The organism is Arsenicicoccus bolidensis DSM 15745 (assembly GCF_000426385.1).
In the GTDB taxonomy this organism is placed as follows: domain Bacteria; phylum Actinomycetota; class Actinomycetes; order Actinomycetales; family Dermatophilaceae; genus Arsenicicoccus; species Arsenicicoccus bolidensis.
In genome coordinates, this window is the sequence record NZ_AUFG01000008.1 from 25,262 (window position 1) to 47,916 (window position 22,655).

General features: G+C 69.2%; 26 protein-coding genes. 17 read left to right on the forward strand and 9 right to left on the reverse strand.

Features of this window, described 5'->3' with window-relative positions; translation table 11 throughout:
* Position 1: 1 nt before the first annotated feature.
* Positions 2 to 391: a winged helix-turn-helix transcriptional regulator gene (locus tag K313_RS20255; RefSeq protein WP_156188125.1), complete on the forward strand. Its 390-nt coding sequence runs from the start codon at positions 2 to 4 to the stop codon at positions 389 to 391.
* Positions 392 to 398: 7 nt separating this feature from the next.
* On the opposite strand, the gene K313_RS0106265 is transcribed toward K313_RS20255, so the two are convergent.
* From K313_RS0106265 to K313_RS0106275, 3 genes are read right to left on the reverse strand one after another with little or no spacing between them, the layout of a single operon-like run.
* A complete protein-coding gene (locus tag K313_RS0106265; RefSeq protein ID WP_029210879.1) occupies positions 399 to 1,079 on the reverse strand; it encodes a nucleoside/nucleotide kinase family protein in 681 nt (226 codons plus the stop codon).
* Positions 1,080 to 1,128: 49 nt separating this feature from the next.
* On the reverse strand, positions 1,129 to 2,412 hold the full coding sequence (locus tag K313_RS0106270; protein WP_029210880.1) for a hydroxyacid-oxoacid transhydrogenase: 1,284 nt from the start codon (positions 2,410 to 2,412) through the stop codon (positions 1,129 to 1,131).
* Complete coding sequence (locus tag K313_RS0106275; protein WP_029210881.1) at positions 2,409 to 3,365, reverse strand: cyclase family protein; 957 nt, start codon at positions 3,363 to 3,365, stop codon at positions 2,409 to 2,411. Before K313_RS0106275 ends, K313_RS0106270 begins: the two co-directional genes overlap by 4 nt.
* Positions 3,366 to 3,672: 307 nt before the next feature.
* Here K313_RS0106275 and K313_RS22940 point away from each other — a divergent pair, with 307 nt between their 5' ends.
* From K313_RS22940 to K313_RS0106310, 7 genes are all read left to right on the forward strand, one after another.
* Positions 3,673 to 4,425, forward strand: a complete 753-nt coding sequence (locus tag K313_RS22940) for a lamin tail domain-containing protein (protein ID WP_084412528.1) — start codon at positions 3,673 to 3,675, stop codon at positions 4,423 to 4,425.
* Between the two features lie 323 nt (positions 4,426 to 4,748).
* On the forward strand, positions 4,749 to 5,384 hold the full coding sequence (locus tag K313_RS22945) for a DUF4352 domain-containing protein (RefSeq protein WP_156911169.1): 636 nt from the start codon (positions 4,749 to 4,751) through the stop codon (positions 5,382 to 5,384).
* Positions 5,385 to 5,819: 435 nt separating this feature from the next.
* Positions 5,820 to 6,086: a Txe/YoeB family addiction module toxin gene (locus K313_RS24170; RefSeq protein ID WP_029210884.1), complete on the forward strand. Its 267-nt coding sequence runs from the start codon at positions 5,820 to 5,822 to the stop codon at positions 6,084 to 6,086.
* Positions 6,087 to 6,244: 158 nt separating this feature from the next.
* Positions 6,245 to 6,793 (forward strand): 3'-5' exonuclease, encoded by a 549-nt coding sequence (locus K313_RS0106295; protein WP_156911171.1) that lies wholly within the window; start codon positions 6,245 to 6,247, stop codon positions 6,791 to 6,793.
* Between the two features lie 85 nt (positions 6,794 to 6,878).
* Positions 6,879 to 7,787 (forward strand): HNH endonuclease, encoded by a 909-nt coding sequence (locus K313_RS0106300; protein ID WP_034252097.1) that lies wholly within the window; start codon positions 6,879 to 6,881, stop codon positions 7,785 to 7,787.
* A gap of 111 nt (positions 7,788 to 7,898) precedes the next feature.
* On the forward strand, positions 7,899 to 8,525 hold the full coding sequence (locus K313_RS22180) for a hypothetical protein (protein ID WP_050347315.1): 627 nt from the start codon (positions 7,899 to 7,901) through the stop codon (positions 8,523 to 8,525).
* A gap of 73 nt (positions 8,526 to 8,598) precedes the next feature.
* Positions 8,599 to 9,264 (forward strand): P-loop NTPase family protein, encoded by a 666-nt coding sequence (locus K313_RS0106310; protein WP_029210888.1) that lies wholly within the window; start codon positions 8,599 to 8,601, stop codon positions 9,262 to 9,264.
* Positions 9,265 to 9,291: 27 nt separating this feature from the next.
* Here the strand turns inward: K313_RS0106310 and K313_RS0106315 are convergent, their stop codons facing one another.
* Positions 9,292 to 9,948, reverse strand: a complete 657-nt coding sequence (locus tag K313_RS0106315; protein ID WP_019284475.1) for a DUF7002 family protein — start codon at positions 9,946 to 9,948, stop codon at positions 9,292 to 9,294.
* A 93-nt stretch (positions 9,949 to 10,041) separates the two neighbouring features.
* Here K313_RS0106315 and K313_RS0106320 point away from each other — a divergent pair, with 93 nt between their 5' ends.
* From K313_RS0106320 to K313_RS0106335, 4 genes are all read left to right on the forward strand, one after another.
* Complete coding sequence (locus K313_RS0106320; RefSeq protein ID WP_029210889.1) at positions 10,042 to 10,512, forward strand: IS1096 element passenger TnpR family protein; 471 nt, start codon at positions 10,042 to 10,044, stop codon at positions 10,510 to 10,512.
* Positions 10,513 to 10,685: 173 nt separating this feature from the next.
* The gene (locus K313_RS0106325) at positions 10,686 to 10,994 is read left to right on the forward strand and encodes a type II toxin-antitoxin system RelE/ParE family toxin (protein ID WP_029210890.1); all 309 of its coding nucleotides are present in this window, start codon (positions 10,686 to 10,688) and stop codon (positions 10,992 to 10,994) included.
* A gap of 5 nt (positions 10,995 to 10,999) precedes the next feature.
* On the forward strand, positions 11,000 to 12,070 hold the full coding sequence (locus tag K313_RS0106330) for a HigA family addiction module antitoxin (RefSeq protein WP_029210891.1): 1,071 nt from the start codon (positions 11,000 to 11,002) through the stop codon (positions 12,068 to 12,070).
* A 107-nt stretch (positions 12,071 to 12,177) separates the two neighbouring features.
* Positions 12,178 to 13,551, forward strand: coding sequence for an acetamidase/formamidase family protein (locus tag K313_RS0106335; protein ID WP_029210892.1), 1,374 nt, complete (start codon positions 12,178 to 12,180; stop codon positions 13,549 to 13,551).
* A 187-nt stretch (positions 13,552 to 13,738) separates the two neighbouring features.
* On the opposite strand, the gene K313_RS22185 is transcribed toward K313_RS0106335, so the two are convergent.
* Positions 13,739 to 14,704 (reverse strand): hypothetical protein, encoded by a 966-nt coding sequence (locus K313_RS22185; RefSeq protein WP_029210893.1) that lies wholly within the window; start codon positions 14,702 to 14,704, stop codon positions 13,739 to 13,741.
* Between K313_RS22185 and K313_RS0106345 the strand changes: the two genes are divergently transcribed.
* Together K313_RS0106345 and K313_RS22190 are read left to right on the forward strand one after the other, a co-directional pair.
* Entirely contained in the window at positions 14,697 to 14,957 is a 261-nt protein-coding gene (locus K313_RS0106345) for a hypothetical protein (protein WP_156911173.1), read from the forward strand. The two genes, K313_RS22185 and K313_RS0106345, sit on opposite strands and share 8 nt — an antisense overlap.
* Positions 14,958 to 15,312: 355 nt before the next feature.
* The gene (locus K313_RS22190) at positions 15,313 to 16,032 is read left to right on the forward strand and encodes a LysR family transcriptional regulator (protein WP_029210895.1); all 720 of its coding nucleotides are present in this window, start codon (positions 15,313 to 15,315) and stop codon (positions 16,030 to 16,032) included.
* A gap of 199 nt (positions 16,033 to 16,231) precedes the next feature.
* Here the strand turns inward: K313_RS22190 and K313_RS0106355 are convergent, their stop codons facing one another.
* The 3 genes from K313_RS0106355 to K313_RS0106365 are packed head-to-tail and all read right to left on the reverse strand — an operon-like array spanning position 16,232 to position 17,930.
* Positions 16,232 to 16,807, reverse strand: a complete 576-nt coding sequence (locus K313_RS0106355) for a hypothetical protein (protein ID WP_156911175.1) — start codon at positions 16,805 to 16,807, stop codon at positions 16,232 to 16,234.
* Between the two features lie 5 nt (positions 16,808 to 16,812).
* A complete protein-coding gene (locus K313_RS22955; RefSeq protein ID WP_029210897.1) occupies positions 16,813 to 17,613 on the reverse strand; it encodes a C39 family peptidase in 801 nt (266 codons plus the stop codon).
* The gene (locus tag K313_RS0106365) at positions 17,610 to 17,930 is read right to left on the reverse strand and encodes a hypothetical protein (protein ID WP_029210898.1); all 321 of its coding nucleotides are present in this window, start codon (positions 17,928 to 17,930) and stop codon (positions 17,610 to 17,612) included. Before K313_RS0106365 ends, K313_RS22955 begins: the two co-directional genes overlap by 4 nt.
* A 106-nt stretch (positions 17,931 to 18,036) precedes the next feature.
* Between K313_RS0106365 and K313_RS0106370 the strand changes: the two genes are divergently transcribed.
* Positions 18,037 to 19,209: a hypothetical protein gene (locus K313_RS0106370; protein ID WP_156911177.1), complete on the forward strand. Its 1,173-nt coding sequence runs from the start codon at positions 18,037 to 18,039 to the stop codon at positions 19,207 to 19,209.
* A gap of 46 nt (positions 19,210 to 19,255) precedes the next feature.
* On the opposite strand, the gene K313_RS0106375 is transcribed toward K313_RS0106370, so the two are convergent.
* A complete protein-coding gene (locus K313_RS0106375) occupies positions 19,256 to 20,191 on the reverse strand; it encodes a sugar-binding transcriptional regulator (protein WP_051274026.1) in 936 nt (311 codons plus the stop codon).
* A 179-nt stretch (positions 20,192 to 20,370) separates the two neighbouring features.
* Between K313_RS0106375 and K313_RS0106380 the strand changes: the two genes are divergently transcribed.
* Complete coding sequence (locus K313_RS0106380) at positions 20,371 to 21,825, forward strand: FGGY-family carbohydrate kinase (RefSeq protein ID WP_205621825.1); 1,455 nt, start codon at positions 20,371 to 20,373, stop codon at positions 21,823 to 21,825.
* Entirely contained in the window at positions 21,822 to 22,613 is a 792-nt protein-coding gene (locus tag K313_RS0106385) for a glucose 1-dehydrogenase (RefSeq protein ID WP_029210902.1), read from the forward strand. The genes K313_RS0106380 and K313_RS0106385 overlap by 4 nt, the downstream gene beginning before the upstream one ends.
* The last annotated feature ends 42 nt before the right edge of the window (positions 22,614 to 22,655 follow it).

Here is a 22,655-nt window from a genome sequence, read left to right on the forward strand (position 1 = left end):
CGTGGACCGCCAGCCCCGCTTCGACGTCCTCGACCCCGGCTGCCCCTCGCGCAGCGTGCTCCGCCACCTCACCGACCGGTGGACCCCGCTGGTGGTGGGGGTGCTCGCGGAGGGGCCTGCGCGCTTCGGCGAGGTCCGGGACCAGGTGGGCGGCGTCACCGCCAAGGTGCTCACCCAGACGCTGCGCTCCATGGAGCGGGACGGCCTCGTGAGCCGGCGCGCCCAGCCGACGATGCCGCCGCGGGTGGACTACGAGCTCACCACGCTGGGGCTGACGCTCGTCGAGCCGCTGGACGCGCTGCGGGGCTGGGCGGAGCAGCATGCGGGCGAGGTGCTGGAGGCGCGATCGTCCTACGACCTGGGGCCTGCGCCGGCGCTTGACGGCGGCTGACCGCCGATCAGGACAGGACCCAGCCGTCGGGGGTCTCGCGGATCACCCGGTCCGCGCGCGACCGGGTCGCCCGGATCAGCTCGGCATTGACCTCGTCGACCTCGTCCACCCAGGCCCGTGCCGCTGCGGCCGCCTTGCCAAAGGCCATATGCCGGGCGACCAGCCGCTCGCGGCGCACCGCGTCGTCGAGCTCGACCCACCACACCTCGTCGCACGCGGCGCGCACCTGCTCCCACCCCGGCAGCAGGAGGTAGTTGCCCTCCGAGACGACGACTTGCGCCGCCGCCTCCATGACCAGGGCCGCTGCGAGGGGCTGCTCCAGCTCGCGCTCGAAGCCGGGCACGTAGACGTCCTCGTCGGCAGTGCTGACCCGGGCGAGGGTGGCGGCGTACCCGTCCCGGTCGAAGGTCTCGGGCGCTCCCTTGCGCTCGCGCAGGCCCAGCCGGTCGAGCTGCGCGTCGGCGAGGTGGAAGCCGTCCATCGGCAGGTGCGCCGCGAAGCCCTCGCCGTGCCGGGCGCGCAGCGCGTCCAGGAGGGCCAGCGCCAGCGTGGTCTTGCCGGCGCCGGGCGCCCCCGTGATTCCGAGGACGAGTCGCCGGCCCCCGCCCGGGCCGCGTTCGCCCGAGCCGGGCCCGCCAAGCCCCTCGAGGAGCGTGTCGACGAGCTGCGAGAGGGTGGCGGTCGTCATACGGGACCACCCGGGTGGGCGGTCGAGTCCGGCCGCCTCCCAACCCGGCTCACCAGATCTCGAACGACCCGCGGAACACCCGGGCGGCGTCGTCCTCGGTCACCTCCTTGGGGCAGGCGCTGAGCAGGCGCTGCTGCTTCATGGTGCCGGTGACCAGGTCGTCAACATCCGCGTCGCTATAGCCGACGGCGCCGAGCCCGTTGGGCAGCGCGATGTCGCGCATCAGGCGGGATAGCACGGTCGGCAGCAGGTCGGCCGGGTCGTCGGTCATCGGGGCGTCCGGGTCGAGCATCCGGGCGGCCTCGACGTGCCGGTCCGGGTTGGTGTCGAAGGTGAACCGGAAGGCTTCCGGCGCCGTCAGCGACACCGACATGCCGTGCGGCACCATCGGCTCGTCCCCCGCGTAGTCGTCGGGGTGGAAGTCCTTGACCTGCCCCGCGATCGGGTAGGCATTGGCGTGCGGCAGGTGCACCCCGGCGTTGCCGAAGCCCATCCCCGCGAAGGTCGCTGCGAGCGCCATGTCATAGCGCGCGCCCTCGTCGTCGCCGTGGTGCACCGCCTGGCGGAAGGCGTGCGAGAGCAGCTGCAGCGCGCGGCTGCACCACATGTCCGAGACCGGGTTGGCGCCGCAGTACGGCACGCGCTGCTCGGGCTGCTTGCGGGGGTAGGCGGCATACGGCTTGGCGGTCCAGCTCTCGAGCGCGTGGCACAGGATGTCCATGCCGGCGCTCGCGGTGACCCCCGCGGGCTGGGTCAGGGTCAGCCGCGGGTCCACGACGGCCAGGGTGGGGCGCAGCCGCGCGTGGCTGATCCCCGTCTTGACCTTCTGCGCGAGCACGTCGAGCACGCAGATGGTGGTGCTCTCGGCGCCCGTGCCGGTGGTGGTGGGGACGGCCACGAGCGGCATGAGCGGGTTGACGGGGTCGCGGCCCTCGCCGACGGGCACGTTGACGTAGTCCATGAGCTCGCCGGGGTTGGTCATCAGCAGGTTGATGGCCTTGGCGGTGTCGATGCTCGACCCACCACCGACCGCGACGTAGGCGTCGTAGGGGCCCTGCGCGCGGGCGTGGTCGATGGCCTCCTGCAGGCTCGCATCGGTCGGCTCCACGTGCACCTGGTCAAAGACGTCGGCCCGTATGTCGAACCGGGCCATCTGCTCGGCAACGCGCTGCGGGGTGCCGGTGGCGGCGATGCCGGGGTCGGTGACGACGAGGACGCGCTTGGCGCCCGTGAGGGACAGGTCGTAGCCGATCTCCTCCGACGCGCCGAGCCCGAACTTGAGCTGGGGGGCGCCATACGTGAAGACGGTCTCCTGGTGCGCGTGCTCGCTCACTTGATCGCCACCGGGTTGACGGGGGTGCCCGCGGCCTTGGCGACCTTGAGCGGCGCCGCGACGTAGAAGAAGGTGAACTGGCCGTCCTCGGCGCAGTCCGCGGCGAGCTCCTCCAGGTCGCAGATCTCGGTGAGGGCGACGCCGAGGTTGCGCATGAGCGCGCAGTGAAGCGGGAGCGCGACGCCCGAGCCCGGGTCGTAGGTGACCTCGTTGGCAATGGTGTCGGTCGCGAGGTTGGGGATCTCCATGTCCTGGAACCACTGGGCGAGCTCGAGCGAGTAGGTCAGGCCCGGCTCGCAGAAGTCGTCGTAGAAGGCGTCACCCTTGTCGAAGAAGTGCTTGAGGTAGTTGGTGCGGACCACGAGGATGTCGTGCTTCTCGATCGGGGTGCCCTGCGCCTCCGCGCACGCGACGAGGTCCTCGTGGGTGAACGTCTCGGCTGGGTCCAGAGCCTCCTTGCCGCGCCACCGCGCGATGTCGAGCAGGATGCCGCGGCCGGCCACGCCCCGCTCCGCGATCGGCATGATCGACGCCTTGTCGAGCCCGCCGACGGTGGTGTCGGCGTCGTAGCCGTTCCAGATCTTGCCGTCGTACCAGAGGTGGCCGAGGGCGTCATACTGCGTCGATCCCTGCAGGAAGGCGTCGAGCTTGTCGTCGGCGTAGTGCAGGCCGCCGGGGTACTCGGGGCCGCCCGCGCCGTCGTACCAGTTGGACTCGTCGAGGATCTGGGTGCGCACCGCGGGGGTGCGGCCGGGCCAGACCGGGTCGCCCTTGGGGTCGCCGATCATGCGCTGCAGCGTGAAGACGCGGCCGGTCCTGACGCTGCCGATCCCGCGCATCACCTCGCCCGGGGTGAGGTAGTTGAGGGCGCCGACCTCGTCGTCGGGACCCCACTTGCCCCAGTTGCTGGGGGCGTCCTTGAGCAGCTCGTTCATCGAGGGTGCATCGGTCATCGTCGTGCTCCTGCACTGAGGGGTGGGGCGCCTCGTCGCGGCCCTACGCACCAGTAGACCCCGTCGGCCCGGACACCGCTACTCCGGGATCAGGGCGTATGCCGGGGCCCGCCGCGCGACCCCGTGACGTGCTGGCGCCGTGGGGCAGCGCGTGGGCTAGCGTCCGGGCTAGTCACTCCGGGCTAGTCACTCTGGGCCATCTTTCAGGTCATCGAGGCACCTGGCGCGCACGAGGGTGGACTCGTCACGCAGGATGAACCCGTCGTGACCTCCCGATGACACCGACCACCCGAAGGGCCCACCCCGCATGTCCGCTGCCTCTGTCTCCACCTCCGCCTCTGCCGTGCTGGCTGCGGCCCTGGCCGTGTCTGTCGTCCCCGCCTCCGCTGCCTCGGCCGCTCCGGCCGCCGCGCCGCCCCCGCCGCCGCTGCAGCTGGCGAGGTTCCAGGCCGACGCGGGTGGCACCAAGGTCAAGGACGACAAGAAGAACGTCAACGGGGAGTACCTCCAGGTGCGCAACGCCGCCGCGAAGGCGATCAACGTCACCGGCTACTGGTTCCGTGACACCCACGGGAACCGGTTCGTCTTCCCGCGGGGGTCGGTGATCGGGGCGCGCACGACGGTCACGGTCTACACCGGCGTGGGCACCAACCGCGGCACCGCGTTCTACTGGAAGCAGGCTTCCACAAGTGGAACAACACGGGCGACACGGCCAGCCTCCACTCCCCCAAGAACGTCCGGCTTGACGTGTGCACCTACACGAAGAACGTCGTCGGGTTCGTCAGCTGCTGACCTGCTCGAGGCGAGCCGTAATGCGTGGGCGCCGCGTCCCGGCTGCGCCTACCACCGACGCATCTCCTCACGTCTGACAGCGGTGGTCCACGACGCCGACGACCCCGACCGCCGCGCCCGCTTCTGGGGCGCCCTGCTCGGGCGCACCGACGCGCCCGACCCCCGTGGTCCGCTGCACGCTGCAGACGCCGAGTGGTCAGGTGCCGTTGTCCGTGTAGGTCAGGCGCACGCCGTCGGTGGTCAGGAGGTTAGGCATGGATCTCCTTGAGGGGTCGGCTGTGCCCTGGGTGGCGCACCACGGGGAGAGGTCACGAGGATGACCCCGACGCAGGATCCGCTGTCAACATCTGAGCCACGGGTTCGCGTGGGTGGTCGGGCCAGTCCCGGCGATCAGGCCGTATGCCGAACTGCCCCCCATCCAGACTGGGGAATATGCGCTGGTCATGCCACTTGGCATAGTCATTATGGATCATCTCTGATGGCCAACATCGCAACTCGCAGCGGATGACACGGGCGGGCGCACATAATGAGTCGCTGGGGTTTTCGCCTCAGTTGGCGAGACGACCCCCCCCACATCGAGAGTTGGCCGACGTGATCAAGTACGCTAAGCCCCTCAGTCTGGCGTTGTTCATACCGCTCATCGGCGCTTGTGGCTCGGTGGGCGGGACGTCCGGCTCGATGAAAACCGTCACTGCGTCGCCTGCACCCGCCACCGTCACAGTGACAGCGACGGTGACGGCGGGTGGCGCCCCAACTGCGGAACCAACATCGACGCCCACGGCCGCGCAGGCTGAGGCGCCGGATGATCCGGGCGACGGTCACGGCATGAAAATGGGAACCGCCTTCCCCTTCAACAACACCTCGCGTCTCGATAGCTCAGAGACGGGCCAGGGGACGGTCACAGTGATCGCAGTGAAGGACAGGGACCGGTGCACTGATTCATATTGCTCGGTGGAGTCGGGAAAGCGCCTGTTCTCGATCCAAGTGAAGTACACGGGGACAAAGGGCGAAGTGCCCTACAACCCGTTCAACTGGTCCTTGGTGGACTCCGAGGGTCAGCAGTACAACGAAGGCTTCTTCCAGGATGTGGCAATGGGGCCGAAGCTCAACAGCGGCGATCTGGGTGCGGGTCGTACGGTCAAGGGTGTCGTCTCGTACGAGGTCCCGAAGGCCGCCAAGATCGTTAGCGTGGACTTCTCGAACATCGGTGACTGGAAGGTCGAGTAGCAGGGAGGCGGCCGCGCCTTGGCATTGCGGGTGGGGCGAGGCGCGCTGCTCGGCCGTTCCGCCGGTTGCGCCATCCGCCTCCGGCCTGCCTACGCAGCACCCCTTGATCTCCGCCTTCGTTGACCACGGCGGCCGACTTGCTGGCGTCGACCTGATGTGTACGTTATGCCGTACGCTGGATGTGGAGGGTGGTCCCATGACCGCAGTGAGCGCTACATCTGCGCGCGCCAGCCTGTACCGCCTGATCAACCAGGTCAACGAAGACTCCTAGCCCCTCACCATCACCGGGCAGCGCGGCAACGCCGTCCTGGTCGGGGAAGCGGACTGGAAGGCCATCCAGGAGACGATCTACCTGGAGACCGTGCCTGGATATGCCGAGTCGATCCGGCAGGCCCGCGCCGAGGGCGTCGAGGCGGGTTCGACAGAGCTCGACTGGTGAGAGGCTGGCGGCTGGTCTACTCGCGCCAGGCGCAGAAGGATGCCAAACATCTCGCGGCCTCGGGCCTCAAGCCCAAGGCCCAGCGACTCCTTAAGGCCATCGCGGACGGTCCCTTCCCGACTCCGCCACGTTACGAGAAGCTCGTGGGCAACCTCGCGAGCTGCTACTCGCGACGCATCGACATCCAGCACAGGCTGGTCTACGAGGTCCTGCCGGAGGACCGCGTCGTCCACGTCCTGCGCATGTGGACCCATGACGAGTGAGCGCCTCAGCTCCCGTATGCCGAACCGCCCGCGATGCCGGCGAGGGGACGCGGAGCGGCGGGACACGCCGTCATACGGGTCATGTGCGTCCCCTCGGGCCGAACGATCTCTTCATCTGCGAGGACTCGCACCAGACGGCGCAGAACCTCCGATGGGCGATGGGGATCCTCTCTGCAGGCGCGTTCACCGATATGGAGGGCGAGGACGAGGCGCACGGCTATCGATCGGCGCGCTCGGGACCCGTGCCCCACCTCATCGAAGCTCCGTCGATGGCGGGTGAGCTGGACATTGCCGCTGAGCTGATTCAGTCCTGGCTGCCGGGGTCCCAGCCCATGGCGGAGGGACGAGCGCCGGCACCCGAAGCGATCGCAGTGCTCGTGCCAGATAGGTGGGTCCGCAGCAACGTCGTCAACGGCCTGGCCGAGCGCGGCCTGGATGCGCGCTCGGTGGAGCAGGAGAACGTCAAGCCCGGCAAGCCCTTGGTGATGACCATGCATCGGGCCAAGGGCCTTGAGTTCACCCATGTGTTGCTCTTTGGCGTGCACGAGGGGGCCGTTCCTCGGGTCGTCAAGGACTATGAGGTGAGCGAGCAGGACAAGGCTGACGCGCTCCTGCGGCAGCGATCCCTCGTCTACGTTGCGGCGACGCGGGCCCGAGACGTCCTTGCTGTGACGTGGTCCGGGGCTCGCTCACCCTTCATAGGCTGACTCGCGTCCGTCTGCTCACGCGCCCGGTCCAGATCAGTCGGCGGGGCGAGGGCTGCTTCGCGTTGGGCGGTGGGAAGCTGTCGCCATGCTGAGTCTTGAGGACGAGACGCGCCTGCGGACCGAAGCCATGGCGTGGCTTGCCGCCCGGACGAACGATGGGCGGGACGCCATCACGCGCCAGGAGCTGACTCAGTTCGAGTTCGACGGGCAGCGACTCACGCTCATCGACACCGGTCGAGGCATCCGAAAGCCGAAAAGCTGCCGAGCCGCACTCACGATCATGACCGTCCACACGCCAGAGGGGCGCGAACGTCCCTACGAGGACGTGCTCGGATCTGATGGGCTGCCTCGCTACAAGATGCGCGGCGATGCGCGCAGTGGCGCCGACAACCGCGGCCTTCAGGCCGCCATGGAACTCGGTCTCCCTGTCATCTGGCTCGTCGGCGTCGCTCCAGGACTGTTTCAGACGGTGTTCCCGGTATTCCTCATCGGCGAGGAGCCGGCTCTGCATCAATACGTGCTTGCGTATGACAAGGATCAGGTTCATCAGGCACCCGACTCACCTCTGGAGGAGGTCATGCGGCGCTGGGCCACCCGCGAGACCGAGGTGCGGCTGCATCAGCGCGTCTTCAGATCCATGGTGATGCTGGCGTACAACACGACGTGCGCCGTGTGTTCGCTCAGGCACAGCTCACTTCTCGACGCGGCCCACATCGTCGAGGACAGGCACGCGCTGGGTGTCGCGGCCGTTCGGAATGGTTTGTCGCTCTGCAAGATCCATCATGCTGCCTACGACGCGGGCATCCTGGGCATCAGCCCCGAGCTCACCATCCACATCCGTGCGGACATCCTGGATGAGATCGATGGGCCACTGCTCGAGTACGGCATCAAGGGCCTGCACGGACAGAAGGTGTCAGTGCTGCCTGAGCGGCGTGGAGATCGCCCCGACCCTCAGCTGCTCGATTGGCGCTACCAGCGCTTCCTCTCGGCCTAGGCCGCGCGACCATCCAGGTGGGCTGTCGCGGCAAAAGCCGGCGCCTGACACCTTCTCTACGTTAAGTTGCAAGTTGTCACTCTATGTAGTTGGGCCAGTCGGGAGTCGAAGATGACAGACGTGTTGAGCCATGACGCCGCGACGGTGCGATCGGCGCTAGAGGCGGTCTTGCCTCCAGAGCCGGAGGCCTGGCCCGGCGGCTACCCCGACGATGTCGAGCTTGCGCTCATCGACGCAGTCCTATCGGTGAGGACTCATTACGGACAGCCCCACAACGGTGTGCGTGGGCGAACCGCGAAGTGGCGCGACCACAGGGCCGGCTCAGCCAACGACCTAGCGGCCTTGGCCGGGGACCCGGACCTCGCGGCGGTGCTTGATACCACGCAGAAACTCGGCGGCGGCAAGGTGCTCAAGACGGATGCGATTCGTGAGGCTGCTCGGCGTCTCAGTGAGGCAGGCCTGCGCACCGCTGCCGACGTGGTTGGCCAGCCCGCGATGGCCAGATCGGCCTACACGAGCGTCAGAGGGTTGGGCGGCGTGACGTTCGCCTACTTCATGATGCTGGCGGGCGCCGAGGGCGTGAAGGCCGACACCTGGGTGCTTCGGTTCCTGGAGCAAGCTCTGGAACGCCCCGTCGGCCCCACCGAGGGCGAGGAACTGCTCAGGGCCGCGGCGGAGCAGCTGGGTCACTCGCCCAAGCAGATCGACCACCTGGTGTGGAAGTACATGCGGGGCTGAGCAGCACGAGCTCAGCGTCAAGTGACGTTCGGCGCTGAAGGGTATGTCGGTGGGCGGCGCCATCATGTGAAGCATGCCCCTCATCAACGAGTTGCTCGCTGTGCAGCCGACTCCCGTCCCCACTCTGGTGTCGACGGGGTGGCCGACGCTCGACAAGGTCATGGGCGGGTTCCCCAAGGCCGGGGTCTGGGTCGTCACAGGCGGGCCGAGGAAGGGTGCCAGCACGGTCCTCGTCGAGTGGGTGGGGCGCCTCGCGCTCGCCGGCGCCCCGTCGTTGCTGACTGGACCGGAGCTGGACCCTGTCGCGACAGCTCACCTCCTGGCAGGGGTCCACCGAGACCGATCGGACTGGGGCGACGTGCCTCTACACATCGAGCGCTCCCCCTCGCTGCCGCGCAACGTGGCGACCTGGCGGGCGGTTGCGCTCGACCGGGCGGACCGCGTCCGTGGCGCAACTCCCGGCGCCATACGAGCGATGGCGGATGAGGGCCGGTGCGTCATCGCCAACGTGCCGCTGCGCAAGGTCGTGCATGGGGCTGGGGCGACGGCCGAGCTGGACCACGTGTGGGCGGAAGCGGCCGATGTCATCGTCGAGGTGGAGCTGTATCGCGGTCTGGGGAAGCAGCTCGAGGACCACGAGGTGACCCTGTCAGTGCTGCACAACCGGCACGGGCCGATGACCCAAGGCGCGGGGACGTGGCTCCGCGGGTATTCGCCGATCACGGAGTACGACTTCTGACAGTGGGATGCCTCGCGCCTGGCGGCATCACTCCTGGCTTGGCCTCAAGGGAAAGTCTGGGCCGGGGAAGTGCCGGACCTCCACCAGGTGGTTGCTCAGGTCTGGGACCGCACCCCTGATGGTCACCTCCACCAGCGCATCCCCCGACTTGCCACGCTTCCGCTGCCAGGCGGCGTGGTCGTAGTCGGCAAGGCGCTTGAAGGTGGTCTTGCCGCGGACGGGCGCGTTGGGCACGTGCGCCGAGCCCGAGTTGTAGGGCGACAACTCGATGAGGTCCTCGTAGCCAGACACCAGTGACGCGGTGTCGAGCGTCAGCACCACCTGCTGCATGGCGCGGTAGTGGCGCCCGTTGAGGAGCCGGAGCAGTCGCGCCTCGCTCGCCCAGAAGAAGCACCGGCTGTCGAGGATCTCGAGGAACTGCTCAACCGACGTCTCGTCGTCCAGCACCTGCGAGAGGAACTTCAGGGGCTTCTGATCGCGCAAGATGGCGACATGGCCCTCACCGGGCAGCGTGACGAGCTCAGAGTCAGCGCGGCGTGCGGACGGGGTCGACGCGCCGAGGCCGGCCGTGTCCCTGAGCTGGTTGGCCGGCAGCAGGCCGAAGCGCTGGATCGCCGGCCACGCTCGCGCGTCCGCCGTGTGGTAGATCCGCGGGTAGCGGCTGATCAGTTCGTCTGGGGTCACCGGCCGATCGTAGGGCCGGGCCTGCGGCGACCACGGACTGGAGGGTGTGCAGGGAGCCGGCCGCTGCACGTCTGAGGCGGGCAGGATGGAGGCATGGCTGCACGCTGCAAGGTCCTCAAGGTCACGCTCGTCAGCGGTCGCGGGGAGGACTTCGACCCCGCTCCGGGACGGGTCTTCGCGATCCCGCCGCGCACCACGTACGCGGTCCTCGCCGATGCCATCGACCGGGCGTTCGGCCGCTACGACCTGGGTCACCTCGTCCAGTTCGCATTCGAGGATGATCTGGTCGTCACGGACGAGGAGATGATCGACGAGCTCGACGACGGCAGCGGCACGCCGCGCTACAAGCCGCTGGAGAGTCCGCTGACCGAGCTCAAGGTGGGTGTCACGTTCACCTACACCTTCGACTTCGGCGACAACTGGCTGCACCACTGCGAGGTGCTGCCCACGATGGACCCGCACGAGGTGCTCGGCGGCCTGGTCCTGCAGGTCGTGCCCCTTGACGGGTGGGGTGACCTGCCCGACCAGCACGGGCGGGAGTCTGACCCCGACGAGCGACCCTAGATCGAGCCTGGCTAGGCGCTCGACCCAGTCCACGCACCATCACGAGCACGCTCGTCCGATCGGCGCGACGACCGAGGGTTAAGTCGGATACAACTATTCAGTCATGGGCTGTATCTGATGTTCCGATTTTGGGTTACCCTGGGGATGGGTGCTCGTGGTGACGAGGGGGGCGCGTGAGGCTCGAGTTCGAGGATGACGAGCTGCGTCGCCTTGCCGCCGGCGAGATCCAGGACGTGAAGCGGTGGCCGCCAGCGGTCACCAAGATGTTCCACCGCCGCATCCAGTTCCTGGCGGGTGCGGCGGACGACCGCGACCTCAGAGCGATGAAGTCACTGCACCTCGAGCAGCTCAAGGGCAACCGATGGCGTGGGCACTCGTCCATCCGCCTCGACCAGCAGTACCGACTCATCCTGCGCTTCTACACAGACTCGCAGGGCCGCGTGACCGTCATCGTCGACGGACTCGACTACCACAAGGGGTGATCAAGATGTCCACACAGAGCGTCATGGCCTTCCCCCCTGGCGACTTCCTCGCCGAGGAGCTGGAAGCGCGAGGGTGGACCCAGGCAGACTTCGCCGAGATCATCGGCCGTCCTGCGCAGCTCGTCTCGGGCATCGTCTCGGGCAAGAAGGAGATCACTCGCGAGACGGCCTGCGAGATCGGCACTGCCCTCGGCACGTCCGCGGAGGTGTGGCTCAATCTCCAGAACGCCTACGAGCTGTGGCTCCGAGAGAGCGACCCCAGCGCTGCCAGCAAGCTTGCTGACGTCCGCACGCGCGCCAAGATGAATCAACGCGCACCCATCTCGGTGCTGCGCAAGCGTGGCTTCCTCCCCTCAGGTCCCCTTGTCCAACAACGCGACGCGCTCCTCCGCCTGCTGGGCATCGAGACCTTGGACGACGAACCCGCGTTCGCGGCTGCAGCCCGCCGTCACAACTCCGGCCAGCCCATCACCTCCACGCAGTGCGCCTGGCTGGCCTGCGCGCGTGCGGTCTCACGCGACCTGCGCGTCGCTTCTTACGATCGGGATGCCCTGCTCAAGCTCGCCGCAGGGCTGACTCAAGACGTCCGATCGCCCGAGGACCTGGCGGCGCTTCCGGAGCGTTTCGCGGCTGCAGGTGTGCGGCTTGTCCATGTCGAGGCATTCCCGGGGAGTCGTCTCAGTGGGGCCTCGTTCTCCGAGGGCGATGGCGGCCCCGTCATCGCCCTGTCGGGCTATGGCAAGCGACTGGACCGGGTCGTCTTCACGCTCCTGCACGAGATCGCGCACGTCGTCCTGGGTCACCTGGTCGGCGGCCGCATTGTCGTCGACGAAGGCGTGGATGCCAGCGATCCCCAGGAGGGCGAGGCAGACGAGCTCGCCGGACGATGGGCGCTCCCGCATGTCATGGATCCACCGGCCAACGTCCGTCGCCCTTGGGTGTACGCCGAGGCGGACCGCCAGGGAGTGCACCCCATGATCATCGTCGGTCGGCTGCAGCACGAGGGCCGACTCGACTGGAAGACCGAGCTCGCACGGGGAGCGCCGACGGTCGACGCTGTCCTGGCTCGGTGGTGATCTATCGGGCCCAGGCGAAACATTGTGGCCTGCACCGCGACACAGGGCGGAAACGCGTGAGGCCTAGCTTCTCGGCATACGGCCAAGACACCCGCTGAGGAGCACCCATGCCGAGCACCGACCCCGCCCACCTCGTCGCCGCGCTGGAGCACGGGCTCGGGCGACGGCGCCTGCTGCAGGCCGCTGCCGCCACCGGGCTGGGCGTCACCGCCGCCGCCGTCGGGGCCGAGCAGGCGCACGCATCCCACCAGCTGCCAAGGGGATTGACCGAGGCGCCGCTCGCCTGGCGCAACCCCAAGGGCGTGCTGCAACCGCACAGGGGGCCGATCAAGGGGCAGCACTACCTGGCGTCGGAGACCGACGAGGTGCTGTGGGGCTACGTGCCGACGGTGCACGCCACGCCCGTGCTGAGCGTCCGCTCGGGGGCCACCGTCACGATCGACGCGCTGTCGCACGAGGGGATCCTCGAGGACCAGGGACGCGACCCGGTGGCCTGGTTCGGGTCCAAGGGGGTGCCGCGCGCCGGGGTGCTGCGCGACGCCGTCGACGTGGCGGCGCACTACGACCGCACGCCGCGCAGCTTCGACAAGGACGGGCCGCACGTCGTCACCGGACCGATCGCGGTGGCGGGCGCCGAGCCCGGCGACGTCCTCAAGATCGAACCCCTGCACCTGCTCCCCCGCGTCCCCTACGGCGTCGTGTCCTCCCGCCACGGCAAGGGCGCGCTCGCGGTCAAGGCGGACGGCACTGCGCCGGCGGGCATCTCGCTCGCCGAGGTCATGCCGCCGCGCGCCACCGACGGCCGGGCGAGCGGCGACCCGACGCGCTACGGCAACGTCTCGGCCTTCACCGGCATCGAGCGCGGCAAGGCCGTGATGCGCAGCGGCAGCCGCTCGATCCGGTTCCCGCTCAACTACTTCTTCGGGATGATGGGCGTCGCGTATGCCGACGCCAACGGCCTCACCGACCCGCTCGCCAACTCGGTCCCGCCCACCCTCGGCGGCGGCAACATCGACATCCGCCAGCTCGGGGTCGGCTCCACGTTCTACCTACCGGTGCGCGCACCGGGCGGGCTGTTCTACGTCGGCGACCCGCACATGGCGATGGGCTCCGGCGAGGTGGCGCTCACGGCGATGGAGGGCTCGCTGCGCGGCACCTTCCGACTGACGGTGTGCAAGAAGGGATCCGGCGACGCGCCCGCCGTCGCCCACCGCTATCCCTGGGCCGAGACCCGCGACCACTGGCTCCCCATCGGCCTGTCCGACCCCGACGGCTCCGGTGGCGGCATCAACGACTCCGACCTCGACGTCGCCATGCGCCGCGCCGTGGTCAACGCCCTGGACTTCCTCGAGCAGGAGCAGGGCATCGACCGCGCGGTGGCCTATGCCTACCTGTCGGCTGCGTCCGACTTCGTGGTGTCTCAGGTCGTCGACCGCACGACGGGGGTGCACGGCCTGATCAGCAAGGCCGACTTCCGCTGAGTGCCGTCCTCACTGCATTCCTCAGTGCATTCGTCACTGACATCACTGCATTCGGCACTGTTCAGTGAAGGAGGTAGCACGCCACTGATTGCGGAAGCCTGAGCACCGTCCAGCGTGCCCAGGCTTCCGCAATCGGGCCTGCTGAGGCCTTCACCGTGACGTATGCCGCTGCGGGGCGTCAGGACGATCAGGGGGTGTAGCGCTGCGCCGTGAATGCTGGCGCCGACCCGGAGCACCTGCCGATGACGTCCGGGTTGAGCACCGCTCCCTTGGCGCGCAGCTCGGAGCACAGCGGCACGTCCTGACCGGACCAGACCTTGATCCAGCGCCCCTTCTTGACGCCCCACATCGCCATGCCGCCGCCGCAGCCTGAGCCGAACTCGCTCACCATGGCCGAGCTCTGGGCGTCGAGGGTCTCCACCGTGATCGTCATGGGGCAGCCGTCGTTCTCCTTGGTGACCTGGGCGAGCTGAGCGCGGGCGAAGGCGCGAAGGCCGTTGGTGTTCGGGAGCTTCTGCACGTCGGAGGGCTCGGCGATGGTGAGATTGGGGCGCGTGACGGGGCCGAGGGCACCGGTCGCGCCCGTGCCGCCAGACGACCCAGAGGACGGGGCTGCCCGGATGAACCACGCCTTGGTGATGCGCTCCTTGGTGATCTTGCCGGTCTTGACGGTGTCGTAGCCCAGGGGCCCGCGTCGGGCGTACCACACGTCGCCCTCCTTGATCAGCCCGAAGTCATCGACGTTGCCGGGCGCCGTCAGCAGTGCCTCGCTCTCCCCGCCGCAGCCCTCAGAGCACGAGTACATGGCGGCGGTCTCCTGCGGGCCGGGCGGCCAGGCCCCGCCGGAGCGGATGAACCACCGGGACCCGTCGGCCAGCTCGATCCCGAGCGGCACGGGGTTGGCCGGCTTGGACGTCGTCGGCAACGTCCCGTCGACCGGGAAGCGAGTGGCCTTCCTGGCCCACGGCTGCATCGCGCACAGGATGTTCGAGCCACCGTTGTCCGCCACGCAGGCCACGGCGGAGGCGGCGCTCGCCCCGCAGTGATAGGTCCTCCCGCTCGTCGCCACCAGCGATGGCTCGCCGCCGCAGTTCAGAGCGTCGGCGGACTCCTCGACCTTCCACCCGCCGTCAGGGTTGGGCAGCGTGAGCACGATCTGCTTGGTGGCGGATCCCCCGGTCGCCGTTGAGGTCGCGGTGGCTCCCGACGTGGCCGACGCGCTCGACGCGCTCGCCGTGCCCGGCGCAGCGGTCGACGTCGGTGCCGCCGTGGTGCTCGTGCTCGTCGGCGATGCGGTCACCGTCACCGTCTTGGCGGACTGCGCGCCGGGCGACCCTCCGCCCCCGCACGCAGCCAGCAGTGCCGCGGTCAGCGCGGCGATTCCCCAGCGTCCTGCACGCATGTGAGCCCCCCTCAGAGATGCAGTGACAACACTGTGGCATCCCTGATCGCTCCATGTGAGCAAAATCCCCCAGCTGGCCGCCTGACCAGCGTCACCCCATACCCCGCCGCCCCAATCGACCAAGATTGCGGAAACCTGAGCACCGTCCAGCGTGCCCAGGTTTCCACAATCAGGTGTACCAAGGGTTCCGCTGTGTCTGCACGCGACGCCAGGCTGGAGGACCGGCAGGGTCATCTGGGTGGGTCGCTACATGATTTTTGGAGTAGGCCCCACGCGGCTCCGGGCAGAGCGGATCCACGACGGGCATGCAAGACCCAGGAGTGTGGCGCAGGTCACATCCACAGGTCTAGCGTGGGGACGTGGAGATCCAGCTCGTGCGATCCTTCCTCGCCGTGGTGCGGACGGGTTCCGTGACGGCGGCGGCGCGTGAGCTCGGCTACTCCCAGCCCGCGATCACCGCTCACCTCAACGCTTTTGATCGCCAGGCCGGCGGCTCGGTGCTCGAGCGTGGCCGGGGCGGCGCCATGCTCACCCCGCTCGGTGAGCGCATGCTCCCCCGAGCCGCGCGCGTGGTCGCCGAGCACGACGCGCTCCTCGCCGAGGCGTCCGACGCGGGCGGGACGGGCACGCACCTGGTCGTCGGCTACGCGACGTCGACGATCCTGCCGTATGTCGAGCGCCTGGCGCAGATCGCCGCCCGGGTCCTGCCGCGGGTGCGGCTCAGCGTGGTCGCGCTGGAGCGGCCCTCCCAGATCGGCAACGACCTGCTCGCCCACCTCGTCGACCTGCAGGTCGTGCCCGGTCCGCTCGACGACCCCCGGCTCGTCTCGCGGCTGCTGCACCCGCTGCGGGTGGGGGTCCGGGTGACGGCCGCCAGCCCCCTGGCCCCCATGGCGAGCGTGCCGCTGGAGGTGATCCTCGGTCGACCGCTGCACCGCCTGGAGGGCGTCCCTCTGGCGTGGGACCGCTACTGGTGCGCGTGGACCGGCCACGGCGGTCCGCCCGAGCCTGGTCGCGACGTCGCGACGTCGGGACGTTCGCCGAGTGCCTGTCGACGATGCAGGATCGGCGGCACGTGATGATCTGCCCGTCAGCGCCGTTCGTGGTGCCGCCCACCGGAGACGTGTGGCGCCCCCTCGCCGGCGTCGGAGAGGTCTGGCTCGAGATCGCCCACCGCGCCAACGACCACCGCCCGGCGGTCCGGGCGGTGGCCTCGTTGGCTCCGGCGACGGTCCGGTCGGCCCCCTCGGCGACCGTTCCCACCGCTGACGAGCCGGGTCAGGGCTGGGGAGCCTCGACCACGCTGGCGGCGAGGGTCTCGAGGACCTCCGCCATCGGATAGGACCGTCCCGCCTCGAAGGCGGGCGGCGCCGGCTCGCTCGGGATCACCACGTCGCGCGAGGGATCCGCGTCGTCGTGCAGCCACAGCCCCATGAAGAGGCACGCCGGCACGCGCAGCAACCGCTGCTCCAGCGGGGCCCCGCCGGCGAGGTCGCCGTCCAGGGACCGCGCCGCCTCGCTCAGCCTGGCGACGCCCTGGGCGAGGTCGCCATACGAGACCTGCCGGACCTCGGGCGACGCATCCGCCCGCACGTCCAGCTCGGCCAGCGCGGTCAGCCCGGCGCGCTGCACGACCGCCAGCCAGCCGATCGGCACGACCTGCGACAGCGCGTCGCCGGAGCGGAGGGCGTCGGCACCCAGGTGGTATGCCGGCCACGACGCCTGGGGTGCGGCACCGCCTGCCTGGTCGTCCACGGGTTCCTCCGTCCGGGCATCGATGAGATCGGTGACGGTGCCGGCGATCTCGTCGCCGAGGCCGGGCGGTGGTTCGGGCACGTAGGTGCTCATCGGCATACCTCTCAGCGTGTCAGGTAGGTGTGGGTCACCGAGCCGGTGCCCAGGTAGGAGCTGTGGAGCGTGGAGAGCCGCACGTCGGACGCGCCGTACCAGGGGTCCTCGACCCCGACGAACTGGTCCACCGCGAGGTAGCCGTCGACGACGACCGCGTGGCCGCCCCCACCGCTCCACTCGATGCGCACGCCGACCGGCCGGCCCCCGTCGATCTCGCCCCGCACGGTGTCGAAGCTCGGCCGCGACTCCGAGAAGCTCGCGAGGTGGCCGGCCGCCCGGATCGCGGCGCCCAGCCCGGTCTGCTGGTTGCACGGCCCCGCGCCGCCGGTCGCCGTGCAGCAGTCGGTGCGGCTGAGGTAGGTGTTGGCGAACGTGCACTGCATGAGGTTGGCGCCGTAGAAGTTGGCCACGCTGACCGCGACCGCGCACCAGCACCAGTTGGTCTGCTGCTGGTGCTGCACGGTGAAGGCGAGCCGCCGCCAGTCCAGCGGCGGATGCTGGGAGCCCCGCGGGCGGTCGAGCAGCACGATGTCGGTGACCACGTTGAGCGGTGCCCCCCACGCCACGTCCACGACGAACGTCACGCCGTGGTTGGCGTCGTAGGGCGGGCCGTGCGGCGTGACGTTGCGGACCGTGATGGTCGCGTCCCCGACGAACCGCTGCGACGTGGTGGGCGCCGCGCCGTTGGGCGTGTACTCCGACGCCGTCACGTAGACGGCCGAGTCAGCGTCGACCTGGTCCCAGTTGATGTTGAGCGGGACGCGACCCTTGAGGCCGCGCCAGTACTTGCGGATCGCGACGTCGCTCATGGCGTCCCGATCCAGACCGGCTTGGCGTCCAGGACGGTGATGTCGGTGACCACGTTGAGCGGTGCCCCCCACGCCACGTCCACGACGAAGGTGACCCCGTGGTTGGAGTCGTAGGGCGGGCCGTGCGGCGTCACGTTGGCGACGGTGATGCTCGCCGCGCCGACGAAGCGCTGCGACGTGGCCGGCGCGGCGGCGTTGAGGGTGTACTCCGAGGCCGTGACGAGCACGACGGAGTCGTGGTCGATCGCGTCCCAGTTGAAGTTGAGGGCTCGGCGGCCCTTCAGTCCGGTCCAGTGATGTCTGATGGTCTGGCTCATGACGGTGACGCTAGGGATGACGGGGGCGTCGTGGTCCGCATCATCACGAACCCTGATGACCTACCTCGGGTGGTCACACTCGGCCGGCTCGCGGCACGATGTGGTCATGGCTCGTTGCAAGCTCATCAGGGTCCAGCTCGTGTCCGGCCTCGGCCAGCGCCTCGACCCCTCGCCGGTCCGCCTGATCGTGGTGCCTCGACGAATCCCCTACGCGCAGCTGGCGATCGCCATCAACCACGCCTTCGCGCGCTGGGACGTGGACCAGCCGTGGACGTTCACGCTGCCCGACCGCTCGCAGGTGACGCACTCCCTCGACGGGGCAACGCCGCTGCCGGGGATCCTGCCGCCGTCGACGTCCATCGGCCCGCTCAGCGACCACCAGGAGTTCACGTTCGACTACGACCCGCAGCGCGGCTGGCGGCACGAGTGCCGGGTCCTCGTGACGCGAGAGTCCGTGCAGGAGTGGGGTCGTGAGATCACCGAGCCCACCGTCATCGACGGCTGGGGGCCCATCCCGGACCCCTTCGGCCGCGACGACCCGCTCGACCGGGTCGCGCGTCTCGCGCCGGAGGACGGCGGGCCGGAGGTGGCCCGGCTCGACCTGGGTGCGCTTCGTATGGCGCAGACGCCCGCCGACCTGGCCGCCGCCATCGGCTCGGCCGACGTCACGTTCGCGCTGCAGCAGGTGGGGCTGCGGCTGCTGGCGATGTGGCTCGACGACCGCGATGGTGCGGCGGAGGTGCTGGGCGACCTGACGTCTCGGCTGACCACCCAGATCCAGGAGCGGGAGTGGTACGGCGACGACGAGCTCGCCGCGCTGCTCACCCTGGTGCGGGACGGTGGCGCGCTGCCAGAGGGGGCGCTGGCGATCGACCTCCAGGAGGTGGCGGACGCGCCGGGTGGGGAGGGCGAGGACGGGGCCTACGTGAATCGCCATACGGGCGAGGTGGTCCCGGCGTTCCTGACCGAACCGGGGATGACCATGGACGACGAGCTGGTGGACGTCGACGGGCCGGAGTGGGTGCACGTCGTGCCGGACGGGCGCAGCGAGTACCGCGACATGGAGGTCTTCGCCGCCTGGGTGGAGGACGAGGACCCGCGGTTCGCCGACCTGCTGCGGCGCTCGATCCAGGGCCGCGGGGCGTTCCGCCGTTTCCGGGACGAGCTGCACCAGCAGGGCGAGTGGGTCGACCGCTGGCACTGCTTCGTCGAGGACCGCACGCTCGGCCGGGTGCGCCGCGACCTGACGTGGGAGGGCATCACGCCCCTCCCCGCCTGAGGTCATCCGTCTGGCCTGTAGTCCATGCACCGGGCAGGGCGGGCGGCTAAGCCGACTCCTCAGCCCTCAGCATCGCGGTGGCGGTCTCGACGTCCGTGATCAGGACGTTGATCCAGCGTCCCCGCACTGCGGCGCGGATCGCATCGACCTTGTTGCCACCGCCGGCCACGCCGATACGTCGGGGGATCTGCATGAACGACTCAGGAGATATGCCGAGAACGCTGTCGTTGAAGTCGGATTCGATCAGCTCGCCCTGGCTGTCGAAGTACCGCAGGAGCACGTCCCCGACAGCTCCAAGATCACGAAGCTGTTCCTGCTGTGCCGAGTTCACGGCGTTTCCGCTGCTGCGCAGCATTGGTGAGGGTTCCACGCTTCCGATACCGACCAGAGCGACGGTGAGTGCCGACCATGCTGCCTGCGTCTTGAGAGTTGCTGGGTCGCGTAGATAGACCGCCCGGTCCCCAGGGTCCGGGACTGAGGCAGGGGTGGGCAGGAAGAGGGGCTGCGCACCGGTCGTGGTCGCCAGCCGGTCCAGCAGTCGCGTGGCCGCCACCTGCACCTGGGGGTCCCCGAGCCCGCCGACCAGCTGGGCAACGAGGTCGACGACGGTCTTGTAGCGCGGCCGCAGCGCGTCCACAGTTGCGAGGAGGCTGGCACTCCAGGATGAGATGCCCACACGGTCGCCGCCGGTGAACGTCTCACCGAGGTAGGTCGCGGCGGCCGCGCCGAGCGCCGGAATCACATCGCCGAGAGCCCCCTCGGCATCTACGACGACGCTGTCCACCAGCCCATAGGTCTTTTCCAGGTGCTCCTCCACGTCGGTGTGCACGTCGGCGGGGAGGGTGACGATGGTGCGGACGATGCCGGCTTCCGCCGCCTGCGTGAGCAGCCGAGAGACGCGCGATTGGGAGATGTGCAGGTCAGAGGCAATCTGCGGCTGCTTGATCCCACGCTCGTGGTACATGCGGGCGACCTTGGCCATGAGTCGAAGTTGCTCCGGGCTCGTGAACGTAGGCACGGCTCGAGCATACGACTAGAAATTCACTCTTGACGCTCTATTCACACCGGTGTCAGACTCCTGCATACACGTTCAATGATGAATGGAGATGCATGATGGCAGGTAGGTTCGGCGGGGCATCCGCCGCGGCGGCGCCAGACCTCGTGCTGTCGATCGACCAGGGCACCAGCGCCACCAAGGCCGTCCTCGTGGACGCATCGGGGGCGATAGTCGGCAAGTCCGCGATCCCCTTGGCGCAGCACTTCCCTCGTCCTGGATGGGCCGAGCAGGACGCCTTTGAGATATGGACGTCCGTCCAGACGTCGGTCGCCGATTGCCTCTCCGGGATAGACCCGGCCCTCGTCGTGGCAGTGGGCCTGAGCACTCAGCGTGAGTCGACCCTCCTGTGGGACCGCGCAACCGGCGAGCCACTGGGGCCGGTGCTCGGATGGCAAGACACCCGTGGAGCAGGCTGGTGCGACCGTCTCAGGGCAGCTGGCCACGCCGACGAGATCCGCCGAATCAGCGGGCTACCCCTCGACGCGATGTTCTCAGCCGCCAAGGCCGCCTCCCTGCTGGATGAGCACGACCCCGACCGCACGCGCAGCGCGCGAGGCGAGCTGTGCCTCGGCACCGTCGATGCGTGGCTGTTGTGGCAGCTGGGTGCAGGGCATGTCACCGAGATCGGCAACGCCTCACGCACGCAGCTGCTCAACATCGACACGGGGCGCTGGGACCCCTGGCTGCTGGAGCTGTTCGGCGTGCCCGCAGAGGCCCTCCCGACCGTCGTTCCGTCCGTCGGTCGTATTGCCGACGCCCAGGGCTTGAGCCCTCTCCCTCCGGGGACCCCCGTTACGGGCGTGCTGGGTGACTCGCACGCCGCGCTGTTCGCCCACGCAGGTTGGCGTCCTGGTCGCGTCAAGGTGACCTACGGCACCGGCTCCTCGATCATGGGCATCACCGCGGGCCAGGGAGCTTCGAACGGTGTGGCACGCACCATCGGCTGGCAGGTCCATGAGCCCGCCTATGCCGTCGAGGGCAACATCCGCTCCACCGGGGCAACGCTCGTGTGGCTGTCCCGGATGTTCGGTCTCGCGCCGGCCGACGTGGCCGCACAGGCCGCCGCGGACAGCGACGGCGTGTTCGTCGTCCCTGCGTTCACCGGCCTTGGGGCCCCTTGGTGGGACAACCAGGCCCAGGCCCTGATCAGTGGTCTCAGCGAGGCGACGCAGGCCCCCCATCTGTTCCGAGCGGGTCTGGAGTCAATCGCGTTCCAGATCGAAGACGTGGTCGCCTCGTGCGAGGCGGGAGGCGCACCCATCGACGTCATCCTCGCCGACGGCGGCCCTTCGGCGAACCCCGACTTGATGCAGCTGCAGGCCGACACCTCGGGGCGGCGGGTCGACACCTCACAGGTCTCAGAGCTGTCGGCACTGGGGGCGGCCCACATGGCGGGGCTCGGTGTCGGCCTGTGGACGCAGGCCGATCTCGACCTGCTCGAGCGTCCACGCAGGACCTACCTACCCGTGCTCGACGACGACTGGCGAGCACAACGAACTACCGCGTGGCACAACGCCGTCCACGCGTCACGAACCGTCGGGAAAGGACTAGCGCCATGACGCACCACCGCTTTGAGGGCAAGGTCGTCGCCATCACGGGGGCGGCGAGGGGCATCGGCCGCGGCATCGCCGAGCGTTTCGCCGGGGAGGGCGCCTCCGTCGTCCTTGCCGACCGCGAGGAGCTGGTGATGGATACGGCATCGTCGATCCGCGAGGAATTCGGCGCGGAGGCCATCGGCGTTGTCTGCGACGTGACCGACGAGGCTGCGGTGGCAGCCTTCGCCGAGGCGACGGATGACCGATTCGGACGGCTCGACGTCCTCGTCAACAACGCTGGCGCCATCACCATCGCGCCACTGGATGAGCTGACCCTCGAGGCCTGGGATCGCGTGCTTCGCGTAAACACCACGGGGGCCTTCCTGTGTGCCAAGGCGGCCGTTCCGCTGATGCGGCGCGGTGGGCGCGGGGGCGTCATCATCAACGCCGCTTCCGGGCAGGCCAGGCAGGGCTTCATCTACACACCGCACTACGCCGCCAGCAAGTTCGGGGTGGTCGGGCTCACGCAGTCGCTCGCCAAGGAGCTGGCCAAGGACCAGATCCGGGTCAATGCCTACTGCCCGGGGATCGTCGGCTCGGACATGTGGGACTACAACGACCGTGAGTGGGGTCGCCTCCTGGGTGACTACGGCCCAGGTGAACTCATGGCCGAGTGGGTGTCGAACATTCCCCTCGGACGCCCCGGTAGCAACGACGACGTCGCCAATCTCCTGCTCTTCCTCGCCTCGGACGAGGCGGCCTACATCACCGGCCAGTCGATCAACATCGACGGCGGGATGTTCATGAGCTGACGGCTCAGATGACCACCTCGACCTTCTCCCCACAGGACTTCT